The sequence below is a fragment of the Paracidovorax oryzae ATCC 19882 genome (genome assembly GCF_000687165.1).
Lineage (GTDB): Bacteria > Pseudomonadota > Gammaproteobacteria > Burkholderiales > Burkholderiaceae_C > Paracidovorax > Paracidovorax oryzae.
In genome coordinates this window covers 50,412-68,011 of the sequence record NZ_JMKU01000014.1, presented here as the reverse complement: position 1 = coordinate 68,011, position 17,600 = coordinate 50,412, and the positions used below count along the sequence as shown (strand labels likewise).

The window sequence follows — 17,600 nt, the reverse complement described above, 5'->3', positions numbered from 1 at the left end:
GCCCTGACCCATGACACGGCACCTGACCCGTTGCCTCGCGTCCGGCGTGATGCTGCTGCTGCAGTCCGCCGTGACGCACTCGTCTCCCGCTCTCGTGGACGGCAACACGCGCGTGATGCTGGGCCGCTACTCCACCGCCGAGGCAGTACCTCAGCAGAGCCTGAGCGAGCCGCTGGAGCTCGTGGCGCAGATCACCTTTCCTCGCGAGCAGGTGACGACGATCGGTGACGCGATTGAGTACACGTTGCTGCGGACCGGCTATGCACTGCCGGACAGGAAGGGCCTTCCGGCCGATGCACAGCAATTTCTCGCTCTGCCGTTGCCCGAGGCTCAGCGCACGCTCGGCCCCTTCAGCGTGCAGGACATCCTGAACGTCCTCGTCGGCAAAGCCTGGCGGTGGCAGACCGACCCGGTGACACGCCGCGTATGGTTCACGTTGGTGAACGGACCGACGCCACGGCAGCTCCAGCCGATCGTGTCGCCCGCGCCCGTCGCAAAGCCGTAGGGAGGCAGCGATGACCGCAAACGACGACTTCGACCGGACGCAGGAGCAGCGCCGACTGGACGACGAGCGGCGCCGCCAAGAAGAGGCGCTGCCCATGGCACCGCCGGATCATTTGTGGCTGCACGATGCCGAAGGCAGCGTTGCGCACGGTGATGCACGCCGTTCGCTGCGTGCGGATCCGGAACTTGGCGCCGAGGCCACCCCGGAAGAACCTGCCCCAGCAGCGCAGTCCTCGAAGGCCAGCGAGCGTCCCGTGAAGGCGGTCGCCGCCACGGCGAAACGGACCCTCGGCATGCGCACTCTGCTGGTCGCGAGCTTGTGCGGCATCGGCCTTCTCATCTACTTGCAGACGGCCCCGAAGCCCGCGGCGACCGTCGATCTGTTGGGCTCATCGCTTCCTTCGGGCGGGCTGCCTGAGCCCACCTCGGTAGAAGTCGATCCGGCATTTGATCCACGCCTGGGGGGCCCTGAAGCGCGCGTCCCCCGCGCCCTCCCAGCTGCGATCGACCTCGGTCATTCGGGGGGGCCGCCGCCCGCAGAGGCACCCACCACGGGCCCCAGGCCGGCAGCGTCCAGGCCTGAGAGCCAGCAACGCGCTGCACCCGCGGAAGAGCTCGTGCAAAGCCCATCTGTTGCAGCGCCTCCTGCCGCATCCGCGCCGCCGGCGAAATCGCCGTCATCCGAGGCCACAACGACCGCCGAACTTCAGGAGCAGTTGCGTACCACGCAGGCGCTGGTGGCGGCCCTGACCAAGCAGCTGGCTGACCTGCAGAAGGCGCAAGATGTACGCGCTCCTGCGCGCCCTGCCGTGGAGGCCGCGGCGCCCGCGCCCGTGGTCGCAACAGCATCCCCGACGCGTGCTGTGGCGCAGCCTCGGCCCGCCACGCAACGTGCTGCGCGTGCCAGCACGCGCGCTGCTGCCGCAAGGCCTGCCGTCGCCGAAGCTCCGCAGTCGCCGGCGACGGCCCAGGCCAAGCCCGCTGTACCGCTCGGCGGGCAGCTGGTCGCCGTGGACATGTGGAATGGTGAGCCGTCGGTGGTGGTCGCTTCGGGCCTGGCCGGCGATCGAAGACTCCGCGTACTGCGGCCTGGTGATGTCGTCAACGGGCTTGCGCTCAAGTCCGCGGATCCCGTGTCGAAATCCGCGACGTTCGCCGCGCCCGGCAGCGCCGGGCTCACCCTCTACGTGAGCCAGGGCGGATGACCATGCGCAGCTTCATCGCGATGACGATCGCCGCCGCCGCCACCCTCATCGGCTCTTCACCCGCGTCGGCGCAAGTGCGCACCGGCCGGACCGCAGAAGCGAGCTCGACTGCCTCGGCATCGTCCACGTCGCGCACGCAGGCCGACTCCACGGACCTGCAGGTGCAGCAGATCTGGGGCCTGACGGCAGAAGAGATGCGCCGCGCCAAGGTGCTGGCACTCGGGCCACGCGGCAGTTTTTCCGTGGACAAGCTCAGTCCGCTGGAGATCCTCGGAATACATGCTCGCACGGATGCGGAGCGGCGGCAGTACGCTGAGCGCCTGGCGCGCATCTTCCACGAGGACGTTGCGCGGTCCATTGCCTGGGAGCGCGAAATGTCCGCTGCCATGGCGCGGCTGTACCCCAACGAGCCCATGGTCAGCTACGAAGGTCTGCCGCGGGTGCAGAGTTCCGTGGGCGCCGCGGACGTCGCCAATGTTCCGCGTAGCCAGATCCTGGAGCAGCCGTCGCTTTCGCCGCGCGTGCCCGCCCGCCGATGACGATGCAACGGAGACGCATTCTTCGCGCTGCTGCATTGCTGGTCGGGCACCTGCCCGGCCTGGCCGCTGCTGCAGCGCAGGACCGCGATGGCGCAGACGTCGCCCTGCAGATCATCCACGACAGCGGCCGCGGCGTTCCGATGGCCCCTTACCTCGCCCAGCTGGCCGGCGATGCCGATGACCCCGGCGCCCTCTCCGGTGTCCCCTTCCCATTCGTGACCCGCCGCCTGCGCGGCGGCGTGCTGCAGGTTGAGGGCACGGCGGTGTTCCAACCCGAATGGCTGACCGAGGCCGTGTTCGTGGTTGCCGCCGACGACGTGTCGTTCCGGTGGCTTGCGTTCAACCATGCCCGCCTGGTGCAGATGCAGGCAGTCGGGGTGGTGGTCCAGGCCGGGACCGCTGCCGCCTACCAGGTGATGCAGCGGTTGGCCCGCCCAATGCGCCTGGCTCCGGATTCGGGCGAGTGGGTGTCCGAGCGGCTGGCCGCCGCCGGCGCCGGCGTCTACCCGGTCCTGGTGCAGACCGATGGTCGCGCGTACCAGATCCTGACGCAGGACACCGGGCCCGCTGCTTCGGAACGGTCATCGCTGGGGCAGCCGATGCCTGCCCTCGTCCAGAAGCTACCCCGGCAGGTGGGAGGGCGTCGATGAGCGAGGCCGTCATGGAAGGCCTGCTGCGGCCTCCGGTCGAGGGTTGGAGCGCCGCCACGGCCTTCGGCATCGCGGGCGTGGCAACGGCCGCGCCTTGGGCACTGATGATGCCGCAGCCGCTCGGCCTGGTGACCGGTGCCATCGCCGCCGCGTTCGGCACCGTCCGGGCCCGCGAGGCGCTGCATGTGTATCGATACCAGCGCGGCCTGAAATTCACCAAGATCACGCGCGTCGCCCCGCACAGGCTCCCCGTGACACGCGAGCACCTCTACCTGGGCGAAGGCTTCGAGTGGACGCAGAAGCACACCCAGCGCAAGCTCGACACCCAGGCCAAGAAGGTGCAGGAGTACGTCAGGCCGAGCGGCATGGAGCGGCAACTGGCGGAGGCGGGCGAGCGCATCCGCCAGTGGGTGGACTCCAAGCCCAAGGATCCTGTCCGAAAGGCGGTGCGCGCTGCGGTAGACCTGGGCGGCACCGCCAATCCGTTTGCCACGGGCGTGGACTTGGGTGGGAACCCTATTTTGCACGGCGTTGGCGTGCTCGAAGAGCGTCCGGTCAAGCTGCGGCAGGGCTCGCGGTCGGGCCACATGCTCGTGATGGGCACCACGCGGGTCGGCAAGACCCGGCTGCTCGAACTGCTCTCCACCCAGGACATTCATGCGGGCTATGTGGTCATCGTGATCGATCCGAAGGGCGATGCCGAGCTCATGCTCCGCATGCAGGCGGAGGCGCGCCGCGCCGGCCGCGAAGACAGCTTCTACCTGTTCCACCTCGGGTATCCGGAGATCAGTGCCCGGTACAACGGGATCGGCAATTTCGCGCGCATCACCGAGGTGGCAGGCCGGGCAACGAACGCCCTGCCCTCGGCCGGCAACTCTGCGGCGTTCAAGGAGTTCTCCTGGCGGTTCACCAACATCGTTGCGCAGGCGCAGGTGGCGCTGGGCCGCATCCCGACTTACGAGACGCTGCTCAAGGATGTGACCGGGATCGACCCGCTGTTCATGGACTACGCGAACATGGTGTTTCGCAAGCTGGCGGCCGAGGGGCGGTTCGCCGACTATGAAGACCGGCTGCAGGATCTGCAGAAGGCCATCCAGGCGAAGAAGGCGCCGGTACCGCGCAGCCTCGCCGACCGCGCCCCCGAGCTCGTGGCCATGTACCTGTGGATCAAGGAATCCCGGCTCGAGGACAAGGTGCTGCTCGGCCTGGCCGCGGCGTTCTCCTACGAGCGGTCCTTCTACGAAAAAATCGTCGCTTCCCTGGGCCCGTTCCTGGAAAAGCTCACGTCGGGCGCCGTGGGCAAGCTCATCTCGCCGGACTACTTCGACCCGGACGACAAGCGTCCCATCTTTGACTGGATGACGGTGTTCCGCCAGGGCGGCATCGTCTATGCCGGGCTGGATGCCCTGTCCGACTCCGTGGTGTCTTCGGCCGTGGGCAATTCGATGCTCTCCGATCTGGTGTCCACAGGCGGCAAGCTCTACAAGACCGGCCTGAACCCGCATAGCCAGGACGGCAAGCTCCAGCTGCCCACGGTGTGCTGCCACTTCGATGAAGTGAACGAAATCGCCGGTCCCGAGTTCGTGCCCATGGTGAACAAGCTGGGCGGCTCGGGCTTCAGGATCACGGCCTACACCCAGTCCATGTGGGACATCGAGGCCAAGGTGGGCGACAAGGCCAAGGCCGGCCAGATCATGGACAACTTCAACCACCTGGTCATGCTCCGCGTGCGGTCCGTCGCCACGGCCAACCTCATGGCCGAGCAGCTGCCGCAGGTGAACGTGGTCCACCTCACGCCGATGAGCGGCGTGAGCGACACGGCGGCCAAGGGCGACGGCGTGGACTTCCTGTCCCGCAACGACGACATCGTGACCTCGGTGAAGTCGCCGCTCTTCGAGGCCTCGGACATCCTGGAGCTGCCGCAGGGGCAAGCATTCGCGCTGCTCGAAGGCAACAGGCGTTTCAAGATCCGCATTCCGCTGGCGGACACCACCGACGACCCCTTCATCCCCCAGTCCCTCAAGGTGGTCGCAGAGGACATGAAGCGCCGGTACCGCACCAGCGAGCGGTGGGCCGCGGAAACCGACTGGCTGGGCACTCAGCCGCTGGGCGCCGGCGCCGCCGGGCTCATCGACACGCGTCTGGCCGACGACGACGGTGATGACGACGCGGGCACTGCGGCAGTCCATGGCACGCACGGATCGGCGTTGTCGCACAGCGCGGTGATGGGCAACCTCATGGGGCACCAGCAATGACGCCAGCGCCGCCTCCCAAGCCGCAGGCCGTGGGGCCCATCGGGCTCGCGTTCAGCGTCTCCTTCGGCCTGGTCAGCGTGGCCGTGGGCGCCTGGATCGTCGGCATGCTCATCGAGATCGGGGGCGGCTATTTCCTGTGGAAGGGCCAGGGGATCCGGCACGCCCAATCTCTGGTCCAGCAGGACCTGGAGTACATCGCGGCCGCGCCGCGCAGCCTGCTGGTGCGCGACACCGTGGCCTTCTCGCTGCAGCTTGCCGGGTGGGTGCGCATGCCCTACGAAAAGCTCGGCGTGCTGCGGTGGTACCAGCGCATGCATGCACCGACCACGGCAGCGCCGGCGGCGATGCCGCTCACCGGCCAGACGGTCGCCCCCCAGCTGCGCGGGATTGGCGTGGCCACGGCGGACGCCGCGCGCGTCCTGTCCGAATGGCTCGTCATCAGCATGTTCGTGGCTCAGGACGTGCTGCTGCGCATGGCGATCGGCGCATTCGCCATGCCGGCCTTCGTGCTGGCCTGCCTCATCGGCGTGGTCGATGGCCTGGTGCGCCGCGACCGCCGGCGCTGGACCGGGGGCCGCGAGTCGTCCTTCGTCTACCACCACGCCAAACGCTACACCGGCTGGGCCCTCACGGGGGGCTTCGGCCTCTACCTCTCTTGGCCGTTCGGCGGCTTCAACCCCGCGCACATGGTGCTGGTCTTCACGGTCCTGGTGGCCGTGACGCTCTCCACCACCGTGGGCGCTTTCAAAAAGTACGCATGAAGAAGGAGAAACCCATGAAACCCGCCCGCAAGCTCTTCGCCCTGATCGCGGCCGGCATCCTGGTCACCACGGCGACCGCCTGGGCCGGCGTGAGCGACGACGAGCTCGAACGGGAGCGCCTCTCGCGCATCGCGGCCGAGATCGAGCAGGTCCAGGCCATGGTGAGCGAGGCCGAGCGCTCCGCCCCGACCGGCCAGCGGGTGAAGTTTCGCTACGACTGGCTGCTGCGCGACCTGGAAATGCTGCGCCAGGGCATCGTCACCCACGTCGACACGCCACGCCAGCCACGGCCGGTTACGCCGCTGCGCGGCGACTACCGCCAGTGAGACGAGCACAGGACCTGATCCATGTACGGCGACATGAAGGCGGCATTCCTGCAGGGCGCTGGCGTCGATCCAGGCCAATTGAAGGCCGTGCTGCTCTCGATCGTCTTCGCGGCGATCTTCGTCGTCGCGGGCTGGATCGGGCAGCAGCTCGCGGAGGCCTACGGCGACGGTCAGTTGGACAAGTCCGAGTTGTACCAGGCGCTCATCGCGATCTGCGTCCTGCTGCTGGTCATTTTTTCGTTCCTTGCCTGGCTGTGAGTCAGGCCCGTTTTTGTTCTTGAAGGGGGTCCCATGAAATCCATCCGCCAAGTTGCCAGCATTGCCTGCCTGGTGATCGCAACCTGCGCCCAGTCCGTTGCAATGGCTGCTCTGCCCAATATTCCGAAGCCCTCCGGCGGCGGTATCGGTGGCCAGTCGGTCCCAGACGGGGATTGGCTTGCACTGATCGGGTCGTACTTCAAGGCAGGGTTCACCATCCTCGGCCTGGTGCTCGGCTCCATCGCCTTCTTCGCTGTCATCGGGGGCTCGCTCAAGAAGTGGAAGGAGTACAGCGATGGCCGCGCTCACCTCGCGGATTTCAAGGAATTCCTGATCGTGGGCATCGTCTTGCTGGTGTTCATCATCATGCTCGCCAACTACGCGATGCAGACGATGGCTTGAGCGGACATGGCTGCAGACGACGTACGGCCGCCAGGCAGCAGCGCCGCGGCCCCATTGACCGATCGCGTGAACACCGAGCCGCCCATCATCAACGGGATGTCCGCCACCGAGGGCGGCTATGTGGCCGCGATCTCGTTCGCGTTCTTTCTCGTGGTCGGCTTCCTGCTGTACCTGGTCACAGGCTACTGGCATTTCATCTTCGCGAGTGCCGTCATCGGGCCGTTCGCTGTTCTGTGGCAGGCGTCTCTGTACCTCCAAACGGTGAAGCGCAACAAGCCCGAAGGCTGGTACGTGCAGGCGGCGCGCCTCTGGCTCGAAGACCATGGCCCGGGCCGCAAGCGCTACCTCCGGCACCACGGCTACTTCGAGCTCGGCCGGCGGCTCGACCTCGATGCCGCGTCCCCGAATAGAAGCTCGGGCGCCGATCGCGCACGCAGCACCAGCACCCCAACTCCCCAACAGCCATGAGCAGTGGTCAATTTCTCGACGCTCTTGCGTCCGAGCGGCGTCACAACGACCGACTCACGAAGACCATGGCGGGCGTGATCGCGCTCGGCATCGTCAGCACCTGGTTCGCCTGGCGCCAGCCGAAGTCGGTGGATGTCCACCTGGCCCCCGACGTGCGGGCGGGTGACACGGTCCGCGTCAGCGATGGTCGATCGCCGGTGCCGTCGCCCAACGTCTACGGTTTTGCCTACTACATCTGGCAGCAAGTCAACCGCTGGCAGACAGATGGTGCCCAGGACTATGGGCAGCAGATCTTCAACATGCAGTACTACCTCACGCCGCGCTGCCAGGCCCAGCTGCAGGCGGACATGGAGCTGCGGCAAGGCAAGGGCGAATTGCGCCGGCGCACCCGGCAGATCTCCGAGATTCCCGGCTTCCCCTACTCCGAAAACCGCGTGCTTGCGGATGGGCCCGATGCCTGGACCGTGCTCCTGGACATGCAGGTCACCGAGACGTTCGGCGGGCAGGCGGTGAAAGACGTCTTCATCCGCTACCCGCTGCGCGTTGTGCGTTTCGACGTAGACCGCGAACGCAATCCCTGGCATCTCGCGCTGGACTGCTTCGGCGCCAACCGCCCTGCCCGCCTCAACCCGGCGGATCTCAAGGCCGGGACCGATGTGCGTATCAGCGTGCAGGCGCCTCGGCTGCCCGGAACGATCTCCCCCTCCAGCCTGCCGCGGGACACAGCCGTTGATTGAGGCCGCAGACTGACCATGCTCCATCCTCATCACCGAACCTATCGCCCCCTGCTCGCGCTCATCGTCGCGTGCACCTCGGCTCAGTTGCACGCGCAGCAGGTCGAGCCACTGAATGTCGGGGCGCCTCCGCCCGATCTCATCAACTCAGGACGGCCCACCACGCAGAACAACGCGCCTGTGGAAGCCGTGGACCTTGGGCAGGCGCCGGCCGCCGCAGCGAAGCCCGCGCGCCCCGCGCAGAACACCGTCGCCGGCATGAGTCTGCCGGCGCCCCTGGCCGGCGCCGGCGGGCCATCAATCGCTCGCGCCGCCGCCGCGCGAGCGACCCTGCGAAGCGTGGGGCCTGCGCCGCTCACAGGTACCGCGTCTGCTCCTGCGGAACGCGCTGTTTTCGCGCGAGAGCCGGTGCGGGTGAACCTGACCGTGGGCCAGGAGCGCCTTGTCACGCTGCCGGCTGACGCCCTGTTGCATGTCCCGAGCGACATCGAGGCCGTTGCCCGTGTCGAGTCGATTGGTGGAACGCTGTACGTGACGGCCCTGGTGCCGTTCACGCCCATTCGCATCGTCGCCGAGCTCGTGGACAGCGGCCAGCAAATCCCGCTGGATCTGGTGGCCACCAAACCGTCCGGCGCCGGAGCGGCGGGCGGCGAATTGCAGGTGTCCGTCGTTGAGCCTGGCACGGTGGCGCAGCCGACCGCCGTGGACGGTGTGGCAGCCGGGCCCCGGGCCGCCGCGGGACCGGAGGTGGACATGGTGCAGCTGACCCGGTACGCCGCTCGCCAGCTGTATGCGCCGCGCCGGCTCGCAAGCCCTATCGCGGGCGTGAGCCAGGTCGCCGTGACCAGCGACGAGTTGGCCGGCCTGGTGCGCGGCGCAGCCGTCCAGGCCGTGCCCGTCGGACAGTGGCGGGCCGGCGGGCTGACCGTCACCGCTGTACGCATCACCAACCGTTCCCGCTTCCCGGTGGAAGTCCCTCTGGAAAGCCTGCGGGGGCGCTGGCTGGCGGCGACCGCTCAGCACGGTCGCATCGGGCCTGCTGGAAGTGATACCGACACCACTGCCATCTACCTGGTGTGCGAACGCGCGTTCGAATCCTGTCTGTGAGGTAGCCCATGGCCGTCAAGAGCAATCGATTCATCCCGGTCCTGGCGATCGTCGCCATTGCGATCGTCGGCACCATCTTCATGATGAACCGCAATCCATCGCCCGCCTCGGAGCCGATGAAGGCTGTTCCGCTGCCCAAGACGGCAGGAGCCGACGAGGACACGCCGGCAGAGACCCTGGCCACGGTGGTCGCGTCGAATCGCGAACTGCGGCAGTGGGCGGAGCGTGTACTCCGCGAGAACGAGGAACTGAGGCGGCAGCTCAAGCTGGGCGGAATTCCATCGCAGGCCGTCAGCGCAGAACCGAATGCGGCTACGGGCGCTCCAGACCAACCAGCACCGCCCCGCCAGGCGAAGGCGGGAGGCGCTGCCAATTCGCCCGTCGACGTCATCGCGAATGCCTGGGGCAATGCCACAGACACGCTCGACTCCCTGGGCAGGCATCCGGCCGCACCCGTCGATGGCGCTGTAGCGCAGGACATGTCCGCGGATGGCGCCGCGGGCGCAGTGGGCTACAAGGTCGTGCCGCCGATGGGGTATGTCGCGCAGACACAAAGCAACCAGGGAATGACCACCACGCGCTACGTCCGCAGCCCGGGCAGCGCGACGGCTGCGGCCGCAGCGGCCGCTGGCGCAGGTGGATCCACTGGCACGGGCAGTGCGACGCGCGCCGCCCAGGCGGCGTCCGAGAAGCCGGAGGCAGAGCCGTATTTCACGCTTCCGGAGAATTCCACGCTCACCGGCGTGACCGCCATGACGAGCCTCATCGGCCGCGTGCCGGTCAATGGCCGGGTGACCGACCCGATGCAGTTCAAGGCGATCGTCGGGCGCGAGAACCTGGCGGCCAACGGTTGGGAGCTCCCGGAAGATCTGGCGGGCATGGTGGTGACCGGCGTGGCGATCGGCGACATGGCGCTGTCCTGCACCGAGGGCAAGGTGCGCAGCATGACCTTCGTCTTCAACGACGGAACGATCCGCACGATCTCCGCTCGCCGCTCGGGGGCATCCACCAACGGGGGAATCGGCTCTGGCGGTACGAGCGATCTCGGCTTCATCAGCGACTTGCACGGCAATCCCTGCATCCAGGGCAAGTTCGTCACGAACGCCCCGGCCTACCTGACCGACATCGTGGGTGCCAAGGGCCTCGGCGTCGCCGCCGAGGCGCTGGCCCAGGCGCAAACGACGACGCTCAACCGCGGCGACTCGACGTCCTCGGCCGTCACCGGCAATGCGGGCAGCTTTGCGCTCGGCCGCATGGGGTCGGGCGCGGCCGACGAACTCACGCGCTGGCTCACCGAACGCCTCAAGAGCTCGTTCGACGCCGTGGTCACGCCGGCCGGCCAGCAGCTGGTCGTGCACCTGGACACCGAGGTTGCGATCGACAAGCCCGCGAACGCGCGAAAGATCCTCCACCGCACCCAATCCTCCAACGTCCTCTCCGGAGCCCGCTATGGCCTCGAATAGCCGCATCCTCGCTGTCCTGTCGCTTTCCGCTACGCTGCTCGCCGGTTGCTCCGTCAGCGGTCCGAGAGAGAGCCCGCTCAAGGAGGTGACCGAAGGCAGTCCCACCGTCCTGGACGTCTACCGCGGCAAGGCCGCCGGCGGCGCGCCGGAGCGGTCCCTGTCCACGCCCCGGGAACGGCTGGAGCACGACGCGCTCGCGCGCCCGCTCACTGCTGACGATGGCCGGACCCAGCGCTATTGGTCGGCCGTCGAGCCCATGCAGCAGCGCTTTGCCCGCCTGGCGAACCCCGACCTGGTGATGGTCGTGTACCCCCACCTGGCGAAGGGCAAGTACCCGGTGCCGGGGTACGTCACGGTGTTCCCGATGTACGAGCAGACGGAGTACGCCCTGCCCGGCGAGGTGCAGGAAGATTTGCTGCGCGGCCGCGCCGCCGTCCAGGGCCGCTCGCCTGCGGAAGGAGGCCGTCGATGAAGAAATGGTTCGACGTACTGCTTGGCCGCTCCGCGCCGGCAAGCGGGGAACGCGCTGCGCCGTCGCGCGCTGCCTCCAGCGCGACTGGCAAGCCGATGACCTTGGCGGACCGTCGCAGGATGGCGGCCAGGCCGCCGTCGTTCACCGAGCTTCTGCCGTACGTTTGCTATTCGCCGGCGGAGCAGGTGTTTGCCATGCGCGATGGCGCCACCCTGGGCGCCATGTTCGAGCTCAGTCCGGTGGCCACCGAGGCGCAGCCGCTCACCTACCTGCAGGAGCGCGCCCGCAAGGTGCAGGAGGCCCTGCAGGCGATCCCCGAGGCCGAAGGCTCGCCCTGGATCGTGCAGTTCTTCTTGAGCGACGACCGCAACGTCGAGATCCTGAACCAGCAGCTGCACGACTACATCTTGTCCCAGCACAAGGACAACCCGCGCCGGGCCCAGGAGGTGATTTCCTCCGAGTACACCCAGTCCGTCCTGGCCGAGATGCGCAAGCACCTGGACCAGGTGTCTCGCCCGCAGGGCCTGTTCACTGACACCCTCGTCACCGGCCAGGTCTGGCGGGGCCAGCAGCGCCGCGTGCGCTGCTGCATCTACCGCAAGTTCACCGGCCTGGCGAACGAGCCGGCCGAGCCGATCAAGCAGATGGAGGGCGCCGCTACGACGTTGTTTGCGACGTTCACCGAGGCGGGCGTCACTGCGCGCCGCTGCAACGGCCGAGACTTCTACGAATGGCTCCTGCCCTTCTTCAATCGCGATGTTCCGTGGGCGCCCACGCCGGGTGAGCTGCTCCAGAAGGCGCCCTACCCGGGCGAGATGCCTGAAGGCATGTTCGACTGGGACCTGGCCGAGTCGCTGTCGCTCAGCCAGCCGCGTGCGGACGTCGATGCCGGCCTCTTCGAATTCGACGGCGTGCCCGTGAAGGCCCTCACGCTGCAGAACCTGCGTGGCCAGCCCGCCATTGGCCACTTCTCGGCGGAGCTCACCAGCGGCAAGGAGAGCTATGCGCGCTTCGACCGCCTCCCACCCGGATCCATGCTGTCGATGACCGTCACCGTGACGCCGCAGCACCTGGTGGAGCGGAAGGTGGAACGCATCCGCGACAAGTCGCGGGCGAAGACCGCCATCGCCATGGAGGCGCACGCTGAGTGCGAGCGGGTGCTCCAGCGCATGGTGAACGGCGACAAGCTCTACCCGATGTTCGTCACGCTGTACCTCACGGGCCGCGACCGGACCGATCTCGACGCCGCGATCTCGGAGGTGAATGCGCTGCTCGTTCCCACCGGAATGCGCTTCGTGGATCCGCGCCATGATCTGGTGCCGCTCGACAGCTTCGTGCGCGCGCTGCCCTTCAACTTCGATCCGGACTTCGACCAGCGGTACATGCTGCGCTCTCGTCTCACGTTCGCGAGCCACATCGCTGCGATCGCGCCCGTGTACGGCCGCTCCCGCGGCACGCCGCACCCCGGCATGTGGTACTGGAACCGCGGCGGCGAGCCGCTGTTCATGGACCCGCTCAACAAGCTCGACCGCAAGAAGAACGCGCACATGTTGGTGCTCGGGCCCACGGGCGCGGGCAAGTCGGCGACGCTGAACTACCAGGCCATGTTCTCCATGGCCGTCCACCGGCCGCGCCTGGTGATCGTCGACGCCGGCATGTCCTTCGACCTGCTGGTGAAGGACATGGCCGCCAAGGGCCTGTCGGTGCACCGGGTGCGGCTGACCATGGACTGCGAGGAGTCCTTGCCGCCGTTCGTGCACGGTGCCCGGCTGCTTCAGGACAAGGAGATCATGGATTCCTTCCATGCGGCAGAGAACCAGGCGAAGCGCAATGCGGGCCTGACCGTGGACGAGGCGGCGGACGGCGGCAAGAGCTCGAAGATCATGGAGACCGTCGATACGGTGATCGAGGCCCAGGCAGCAGACACGGATAGCGACGACGACGGCGTTGATGAGAAGCGAGATCTGTTGGGCGAGATGCTGATCGCCGCCATCATGATGATCACCGGAGGCGAGCCGGCCGAGGTCGCGCGCATGAGCCGTGCCGACCGCTACCTGGTGACACGGGCCATCATCAAGGCGGCGCTGCAGGCATCGAAGGGAGGCCACAAGCATCCGCTGACCCAGGACGTCGCCATCGCCCTCATGGCGATGCACAACGACCCTACTCTCTCGACGCACCGCCAGGCGCGGGCAGAAGAAATGGGGCAGTCGATGATGACGTTCACCCAGGGACTGCGTGGGAAGCTCTTCAACCGCTACGGCGGTGACTGGCCAGACGCCGACGTGACCCTGGTGGAGATGGGCACGCTCACGAAGGATGGCTACGGCGACGCGCTCGCCGTCGCCTACACCAGCCTGATCGATTCGGTCCAGTCGCGCGGCGAGCAGTTCCAGGACCAGGGCCGTCCGCTCATCATGCTGACCGACGAGGGCCACCTCATCACCACCAACGATCTGCTGGGCCCGAAGGTGGCCAAGGCCACCAAGATGTGGCGCAAGCTGAACATCTGGTTCTGGCTCGCGACCCAGAACTTGAAGGACTTCCCGGACAGCATGGAGCGCGTGTTGTCCATGTGCGAATTCTGGATGCTGCTCACGATGGACAAGTCGGAGATCGAGGAGGTGGCGCGCTTCCGCAATCTCACGTCCGAGCAGCGGCGCATGATGGAGTCGGCCGTGAAGGAGCCGCCCAAGTACACCGAGGGCGTGCTCATCAGTGCAACCGGCCAGTGGCTGTTCAGAAACGTGCCGCCCGCTGTTCCCATCGCTCTCGCGATGACGGAAGGGCACGAGAAGGCCCACCGTCGGCGCCTCATGGATGCCCATGGCTGCACCGAGCTCGAGGCAGCCTACATGGTGGCCGAGAAGCTGGCGGAGGCACGGGCATGAAGCGCAGGATCCTCATCGCCGCGGCCGTGTGTTCCGCCGGTGCCGTGTGGGCCCAGGGTGCTCCATCGGTCACCACGGTGGAGGTGTTCGCCAACAGCGCAACCAACCTCTCCACGCCATCCCAACCTCCCTACGTGCTCCAGGTGTATCGCGTCGACGCGCTCGCCCAGCTGGGCCGCCAGTTCAGTGCCCGGTTGCCGGCGAACGAGGCCCAGGCCCGGGCATACATGCAACAGCAGGAGGCGCAGATCCGCGCCCGCTACAAGGACCAGATCACGCAGGCGGCCAACGGCATGTCTCTGGCGATGCACTACCGGCTCACGCGCCTGCCAGCCGTGGTGATCAACCGTGAGGCTGTGATCTACGGTGTGGCCGACGTGCAGCACGCGGTCGGCCTGTACCAGCAATCCAAGGCGAGGGGCGCCCGATGACGTTCACCCGAATCGCCACCGCCCTGCGAAAGGGCATCGCACTCGCGGCTGCGAGCTCGGTGCTGACGCTCGGGTTGCCCATGCCGGCGCAGGCCATCACCACGCCAGGCGTCATCGCCGGCACCGCGGCCGGCCTCGCCTCATGCCTGTCCTACCGTGTGGAGGGCGTGTGCTTCTTCCTGCGTTGCAAGCTCGCCTTCTGCTGGATCGAGACCTCCATCAAGATCAGCCACTACGTGCCCGACGTGGTGGTGAGCACGTACAACGAGCCACTGCAGCACCCGTGGAGCGACATCGGCCGTATCGTGGCCACGACCATGAACGGGGCGAGCTCCACCGTGTTCAGCCAGCTGTTCGATTCGTCCGCCGGCGGGCTCAATTCGACGTCCGCCATGGCGAACTTCAAGGGTGCCGATGCGATCGGGAATCCGGCCGGCATGCTGGCCAGCATCATCGCGAACGGCGGGCAGGTGACGATGCCCACTACCCTGGTCATCCCGGGCCCGTTCGAGCTAGCCCAGTTCCCCAGCCAGCTTCCCAGCATCGGCGCCAGCTGGGCCAACGTGCCCTCCTCGATCGCGAGCACGGTGGCGTCCGATGCCCGCAAGATGCTCGACGCCCCGGGCCAGCTGCTCGGTAGCCTGCAGACGATCATGCGAGGTGTGCAGGGCGTGAGCCAGGTGATGGAGATCGCAGAGACCGTGAACCTGGTCTACGGCGCTTCCAACACCTTCATGCAGATCGGCAGCATGATCACCGGCTCCACCGGCGGCACCATGTTGCTGTGCCCGGGCAGTGCCACGCTGTTCGGGCTGCACTTCCAATCGGAGCTCGATGCGCCCTTCTGGCGAGGGGTCATTCCCGTCGAGATGCTGTATCCCGACTCGTGGGTTCCCGGGCTGGGCGAAGTCGGCAGCGGCTACACGCAGACGTGGGGGCCGACGTTCCCGCGCACCGGCGAAATCATCCAGGCCCACCCGGTGAAGGCCTCGGCGGTCCTGGCCGAGCGCGTCAAGTCGATCATCTACCGCTCCGCCCAACCGCACATCTACGCCAAGGTGGAACTGCAGGGCACGAAGGACTACGTCTACTTCAACGAAGACAAGGCGCAGTGGCAGATGCTCCATCCGAACGTCTGGACCAGCTGCGAGCAGTTCGGCACCAACGACTCGCTGTCCCTCACCTCCTGGGGCGATGCCCAGACCGATTCCGCCGATGGCTATTCCTGGAACCTGTGGAAGCACTACGTGTGCTGCCAGCGCCGCGGCGCGTTCCTGTTTTCTGTACCGTAAGGACCTCGACATGTCACCCTTCGCCCTGTCGCGCCTGCGCCCGGTGCTCGTCGCCGCCTGCACTGCCGCCGCACTGCTCGCCGCCGCGGCCCCCGCGGCCGCGCAGCCCGTCTCCTCGTCCAGCCTCTACTACCGCATGGGCGGCGGATCTCCCGGCGGCGCCGCGCCCAACCGCGGCATGATGGCAAACCAGTTCAGCGCCGGCGTGCGCGCCAACTACTCGTGCGGCCGCTTCGACATCGGTGCGTCGTGGTCCGCGCTTATGAATGGCATCTCCAATCTGGGCGCGACCATTTCGGGAGCCATCCAGGCGGGCATCGCCGCGCTACCGCTCTACTTCCTGCAGCGGGCGCAACCCGGGCTGTACCAGCTGTTCCAGAACTTCTCACAGAAGGCCGATCTGCTGGTGGCGTCCTCGCTCAAGTCCTGTGAGGACATGGAGGCGCTCATCAAGGCCGGCAAGGATCCGTACGAGGACTATGTCGCCCTGGCCAAGGGCGATGCCTGGAAGGTCGCCGCTTCGACTGGCGGCAACGTCGTTCAAGCCAAGATCGACATCAACAAGAACGAGGTCGCGCAGCGCGCCGGCCTGCCCTGGGTGTTCGGCACCCGGGCCGGCGGCGCCGGCACTGCGCCCATCCAGCCGGTGCGTGACCTGGCCGTGGCCGGCTACAACCTGACCATCAACAAAACGGCCAGCACGATATCCACAGCCAACTACGGCAGTTCCTCCCTCGCCTCCACCCGCCTGGTCCAGGCGTTCAAAACGCCGGACGACCTCGCGAAGTGGAGCACCGAGGTCCTGGGCGATCAGAAGATCTACCTGTGCACGCAGGACTCCAGCTGCCCGACCGCGACTTCGACGGTGACGGCCACCGGCCTGGGCCCGAAGTTCGAGCAGGAGCTCGAATCCGTGCTTCCGACGATGCGGACGCTCGCCGAGGCGAACACGGTCGGACAGGCCGACCTGGTCAAGGTGAGCGCCCCGGGCATCGCCGTGAGCCCGCAGCTGATGGATGCGATGCGCAAGCTGCCGAAGGATGTGCGATCCGTGGCCGTGAACCGTCTGGCGCAGGAGATCGCCATGCACAAGGTGGTGGACAAGGCCCTGGTGGCCCGCAACGCGCTGATTTCCGGGCTGAGCTTGCCCCAGGCGAGCGCAAACGGCCAGGTCAACAGCGAGGTGCAGACCAAGATCGACCGCCTGACCCAATACATCAATGACCTCATGTACGAGTTCCGGATCCGCAAGGAGATGACCGGCGAGACAGCCCTGGCGATTATGCAGAACCAGCTGGCGGCAGGCGCTTCGTCCAACGCGGTCACCGGCGGCTCGCGGGCCGATCCCGCGCCGGTCTTCGACGGCCGCGTCGAGGTTCCCAAGCAATGAGCGCGGGCCCGCACCTGCCTGCCGCCGGCTCCGATAAGTCCGGTGATGCAGCTGCCGGCGCTCGGCCGCCGGCCCGCAGCCGCGTCAGGCGGTGGCTGGGTTGGATCCTCTACGGCCTGGTGCTCGCCGGCGTTGGTGCGCTGCTGCTGACGGCAGTGCTCACGATGCCACCGGAGTTGTTCATCCGCCTGCAGCGCGCGCTACGCGGCGCCGCGCACGTGGGCGTGCTGGTCCAGGTAGCCGTGTGCGTCTGGATAGTGGTCCAGTGGCGATTTATCGTGCTCATCGGCCGCCGCCGGGGGATCGTTGCGAAGCGGGAGGTCCGCCGTGTGATGGCCCTGCGTTGGCACGCGGCGCTTCTTCTGGCGCTCTACCTGGTCACCGTGCCCATCGGGCCGGCGCGTCTGCTCCAGGTCGTGACCCTGTTCCTGGCCGTCCCGCAATCCTGATCG

Annotated in this window: 19 protein-coding genes; all 19 read left to right on the top strand. The window is 67.4% G+C overall.

What is annotated here, in order from left to right:
* The first annotated feature begins 10 nt into the window (after positions 1-10).
* Genes pilL2 through T336_RS0113395 form a run of 19 tightly spaced genes read left to right on the top strand, consistent with a single transcriptional unit; the run spans position 11 to position 17,597 of the window.
* Positions 11-505, top strand: coding sequence for a PFGI-1 class ICE element type IV pilus protein PilL2 (gene pilL2 / locus T336_RS0113485; RefSeq protein ID WP_026432955.1), 495 nt, complete (start codon positions 11-13; stop codon positions 503-505).
* 10 nt (positions 506-515) lie between these two features.
* On the top strand, positions 516-1,709 hold the full coding sequence (locus tag T336_RS27385; protein ID WP_244883941.1) for a hypothetical protein: 1,194 nt from the start codon (positions 516-518) through the stop codon (positions 1,707-1,709).
* Positions 1,710-1,711: 2 nt separating this feature from the next.
* Positions 1,712-2,248, top strand: coding sequence for an integrating conjugative element protein (locus tag T336_RS0113475; protein WP_156957860.1), 537 nt, complete (start codon positions 1,712-1,714; stop codon positions 2,246-2,248).
* Positions 2,245-2,898 carry a PFL_4695 family integrating conjugative element protein gene (locus T336_RS0113470; protein WP_026432952.1) on the top strand — a complete coding sequence of 218 codons (654 nt, stop codon included), beginning with the start codon at positions 2,245-2,247 and terminating at the stop codon, positions 2,896-2,898. The genes T336_RS0113475 and T336_RS0113470 overlap by 4 nt, the downstream gene beginning before the upstream one ends.
* Entirely contained in the window at positions 2,895-5,153 is a 2,259-nt protein-coding gene (gene traD, locus T336_RS0113465) for a type IV conjugative transfer system coupling protein TraD (RefSeq protein WP_035226009.1), read from the top strand. Before T336_RS0113470 ends, traD begins: the two co-directional genes overlap by 4 nt.
* Positions 5,150-5,914 carry a TIGR03747 family integrating conjugative element membrane protein gene (locus T336_RS0113460; RefSeq protein ID WP_019700258.1) on the top strand — a complete coding sequence of 255 codons (765 nt, stop codon included), beginning with the start codon at positions 5,150-5,152 and terminating at the stop codon, positions 5,912-5,914. Before traD ends, T336_RS0113460 begins: the two co-directional genes overlap by 4 nt.
* Positions 5,915-5,928: 14 nt before the next feature.
* Positions 5,929-6,240, top strand: a complete 312-nt coding sequence (locus T336_RS0113455) for an integrative conjugative element protein, RAQPRD family (protein WP_011795852.1) — start codon at positions 5,929-5,931, stop codon at positions 6,238-6,240.
* Positions 6,241-6,261: 21 nt separating this feature from the next.
* On the top strand, positions 6,262-6,498 hold the full coding sequence (locus T336_RS0113450; protein ID WP_019700260.1) for a DUF3262 family protein: 237 nt from the start codon (positions 6,262-6,264) through the stop codon (positions 6,496-6,498).
* A gap of 33 nt (positions 6,499-6,531) precedes the next feature.
* Positions 6,532-6,900, top strand: a complete 369-nt coding sequence (locus T336_RS0113445) for a TIGR03745 family integrating conjugative element membrane protein (protein ID WP_026432950.1) — start codon at positions 6,532-6,534, stop codon at positions 6,898-6,900.
* A gap of 6 nt (positions 6,901-6,906) precedes the next feature.
* On the top strand, positions 6,907-7,368 hold the full coding sequence (locus T336_RS0113440; RefSeq protein WP_026432949.1) for a TIGR03750 family conjugal transfer protein: 462 nt from the start codon (positions 6,907-6,909) through the stop codon (positions 7,366-7,368).
* A complete protein-coding gene (locus T336_RS0113435; RefSeq protein ID WP_026432948.1) occupies positions 7,365-8,105 on the top strand; it encodes a PFL_4703 family integrating conjugative element protein in 741 nt (246 codons plus the stop codon). Before T336_RS0113440 ends, T336_RS0113435 begins: the two co-directional genes overlap by 4 nt.
* Before the next feature lie 15 nt (positions 8,106-8,120).
* Complete coding sequence (locus T336_RS0113430) at positions 8,121-9,209, top strand: TIGR03749 family integrating conjugative element protein (RefSeq protein ID WP_026432947.1); 1,089 nt, start codon at positions 8,121-8,123, stop codon at positions 9,207-9,209.
* A gap of 8 nt (positions 9,210-9,217) precedes the next feature.
* Positions 9,218-10,672 carry a TIGR03752 family integrating conjugative element protein gene (locus T336_RS0113425; RefSeq protein WP_026432946.1) on the top strand — a complete coding sequence of 485 codons (1,455 nt, stop codon included), beginning with the start codon at positions 9,218-9,220 and terminating at the stop codon, positions 10,670-10,672.
* On the top strand, positions 10,659-11,144 hold the full coding sequence (locus tag T336_RS0113420) for a TIGR03751 family conjugal transfer lipoprotein (RefSeq protein WP_026432945.1): 486 nt from the start codon (positions 10,659-10,661) through the stop codon (positions 11,142-11,144). The genes T336_RS0113425 and T336_RS0113420 overlap by 14 nt, the downstream gene beginning before the upstream one ends.
* Positions 11,141-14,035 (top strand): conjugative transfer ATPase, encoded by a 2,895-nt coding sequence (locus T336_RS0113415; RefSeq protein ID WP_026432944.1) that lies wholly within the window; start codon positions 11,141-11,143, stop codon positions 14,033-14,035. Before T336_RS0113420 ends, T336_RS0113415 begins: the two co-directional genes overlap by 4 nt.
* Entirely contained in the window at positions 14,032-14,466 is a 435-nt protein-coding gene (locus T336_RS0113410) for a TIGR03757 family integrating conjugative element protein (protein ID WP_026432943.1), read from the top strand. The genes T336_RS0113415 and T336_RS0113410 overlap by 4 nt, the downstream gene beginning before the upstream one ends.
* Positions 14,463-15,758 carry a TraU family protein gene (locus T336_RS0113405; RefSeq protein ID WP_026432942.1) on the top strand — a complete coding sequence of 432 codons (1,296 nt, stop codon included), beginning with the start codon at positions 14,463-14,465 and terminating at the stop codon, positions 15,756-15,758. Before T336_RS0113410 ends, T336_RS0113405 begins: the two co-directional genes overlap by 4 nt.
* A 10-nt stretch (positions 15,759-15,768) precedes the next feature.
* On the top strand, positions 15,769-17,148 hold the full coding sequence (locus tag T336_RS0113400; protein WP_026432941.1) for an integrating conjugative element protein: 1,380 nt from the start codon (positions 15,769-15,771) through the stop codon (positions 17,146-17,148).
* On the top strand, positions 17,145-17,597 hold the full coding sequence (locus T336_RS0113395; protein ID WP_026432940.1) for a hypothetical protein: 453 nt from the start codon (positions 17,145-17,147) through the stop codon (positions 17,595-17,597). The genes T336_RS0113400 and T336_RS0113395 overlap by 4 nt, the downstream gene beginning before the upstream one ends.
* Positions 17,598-17,600: the final 3 nt, after the last annotated feature.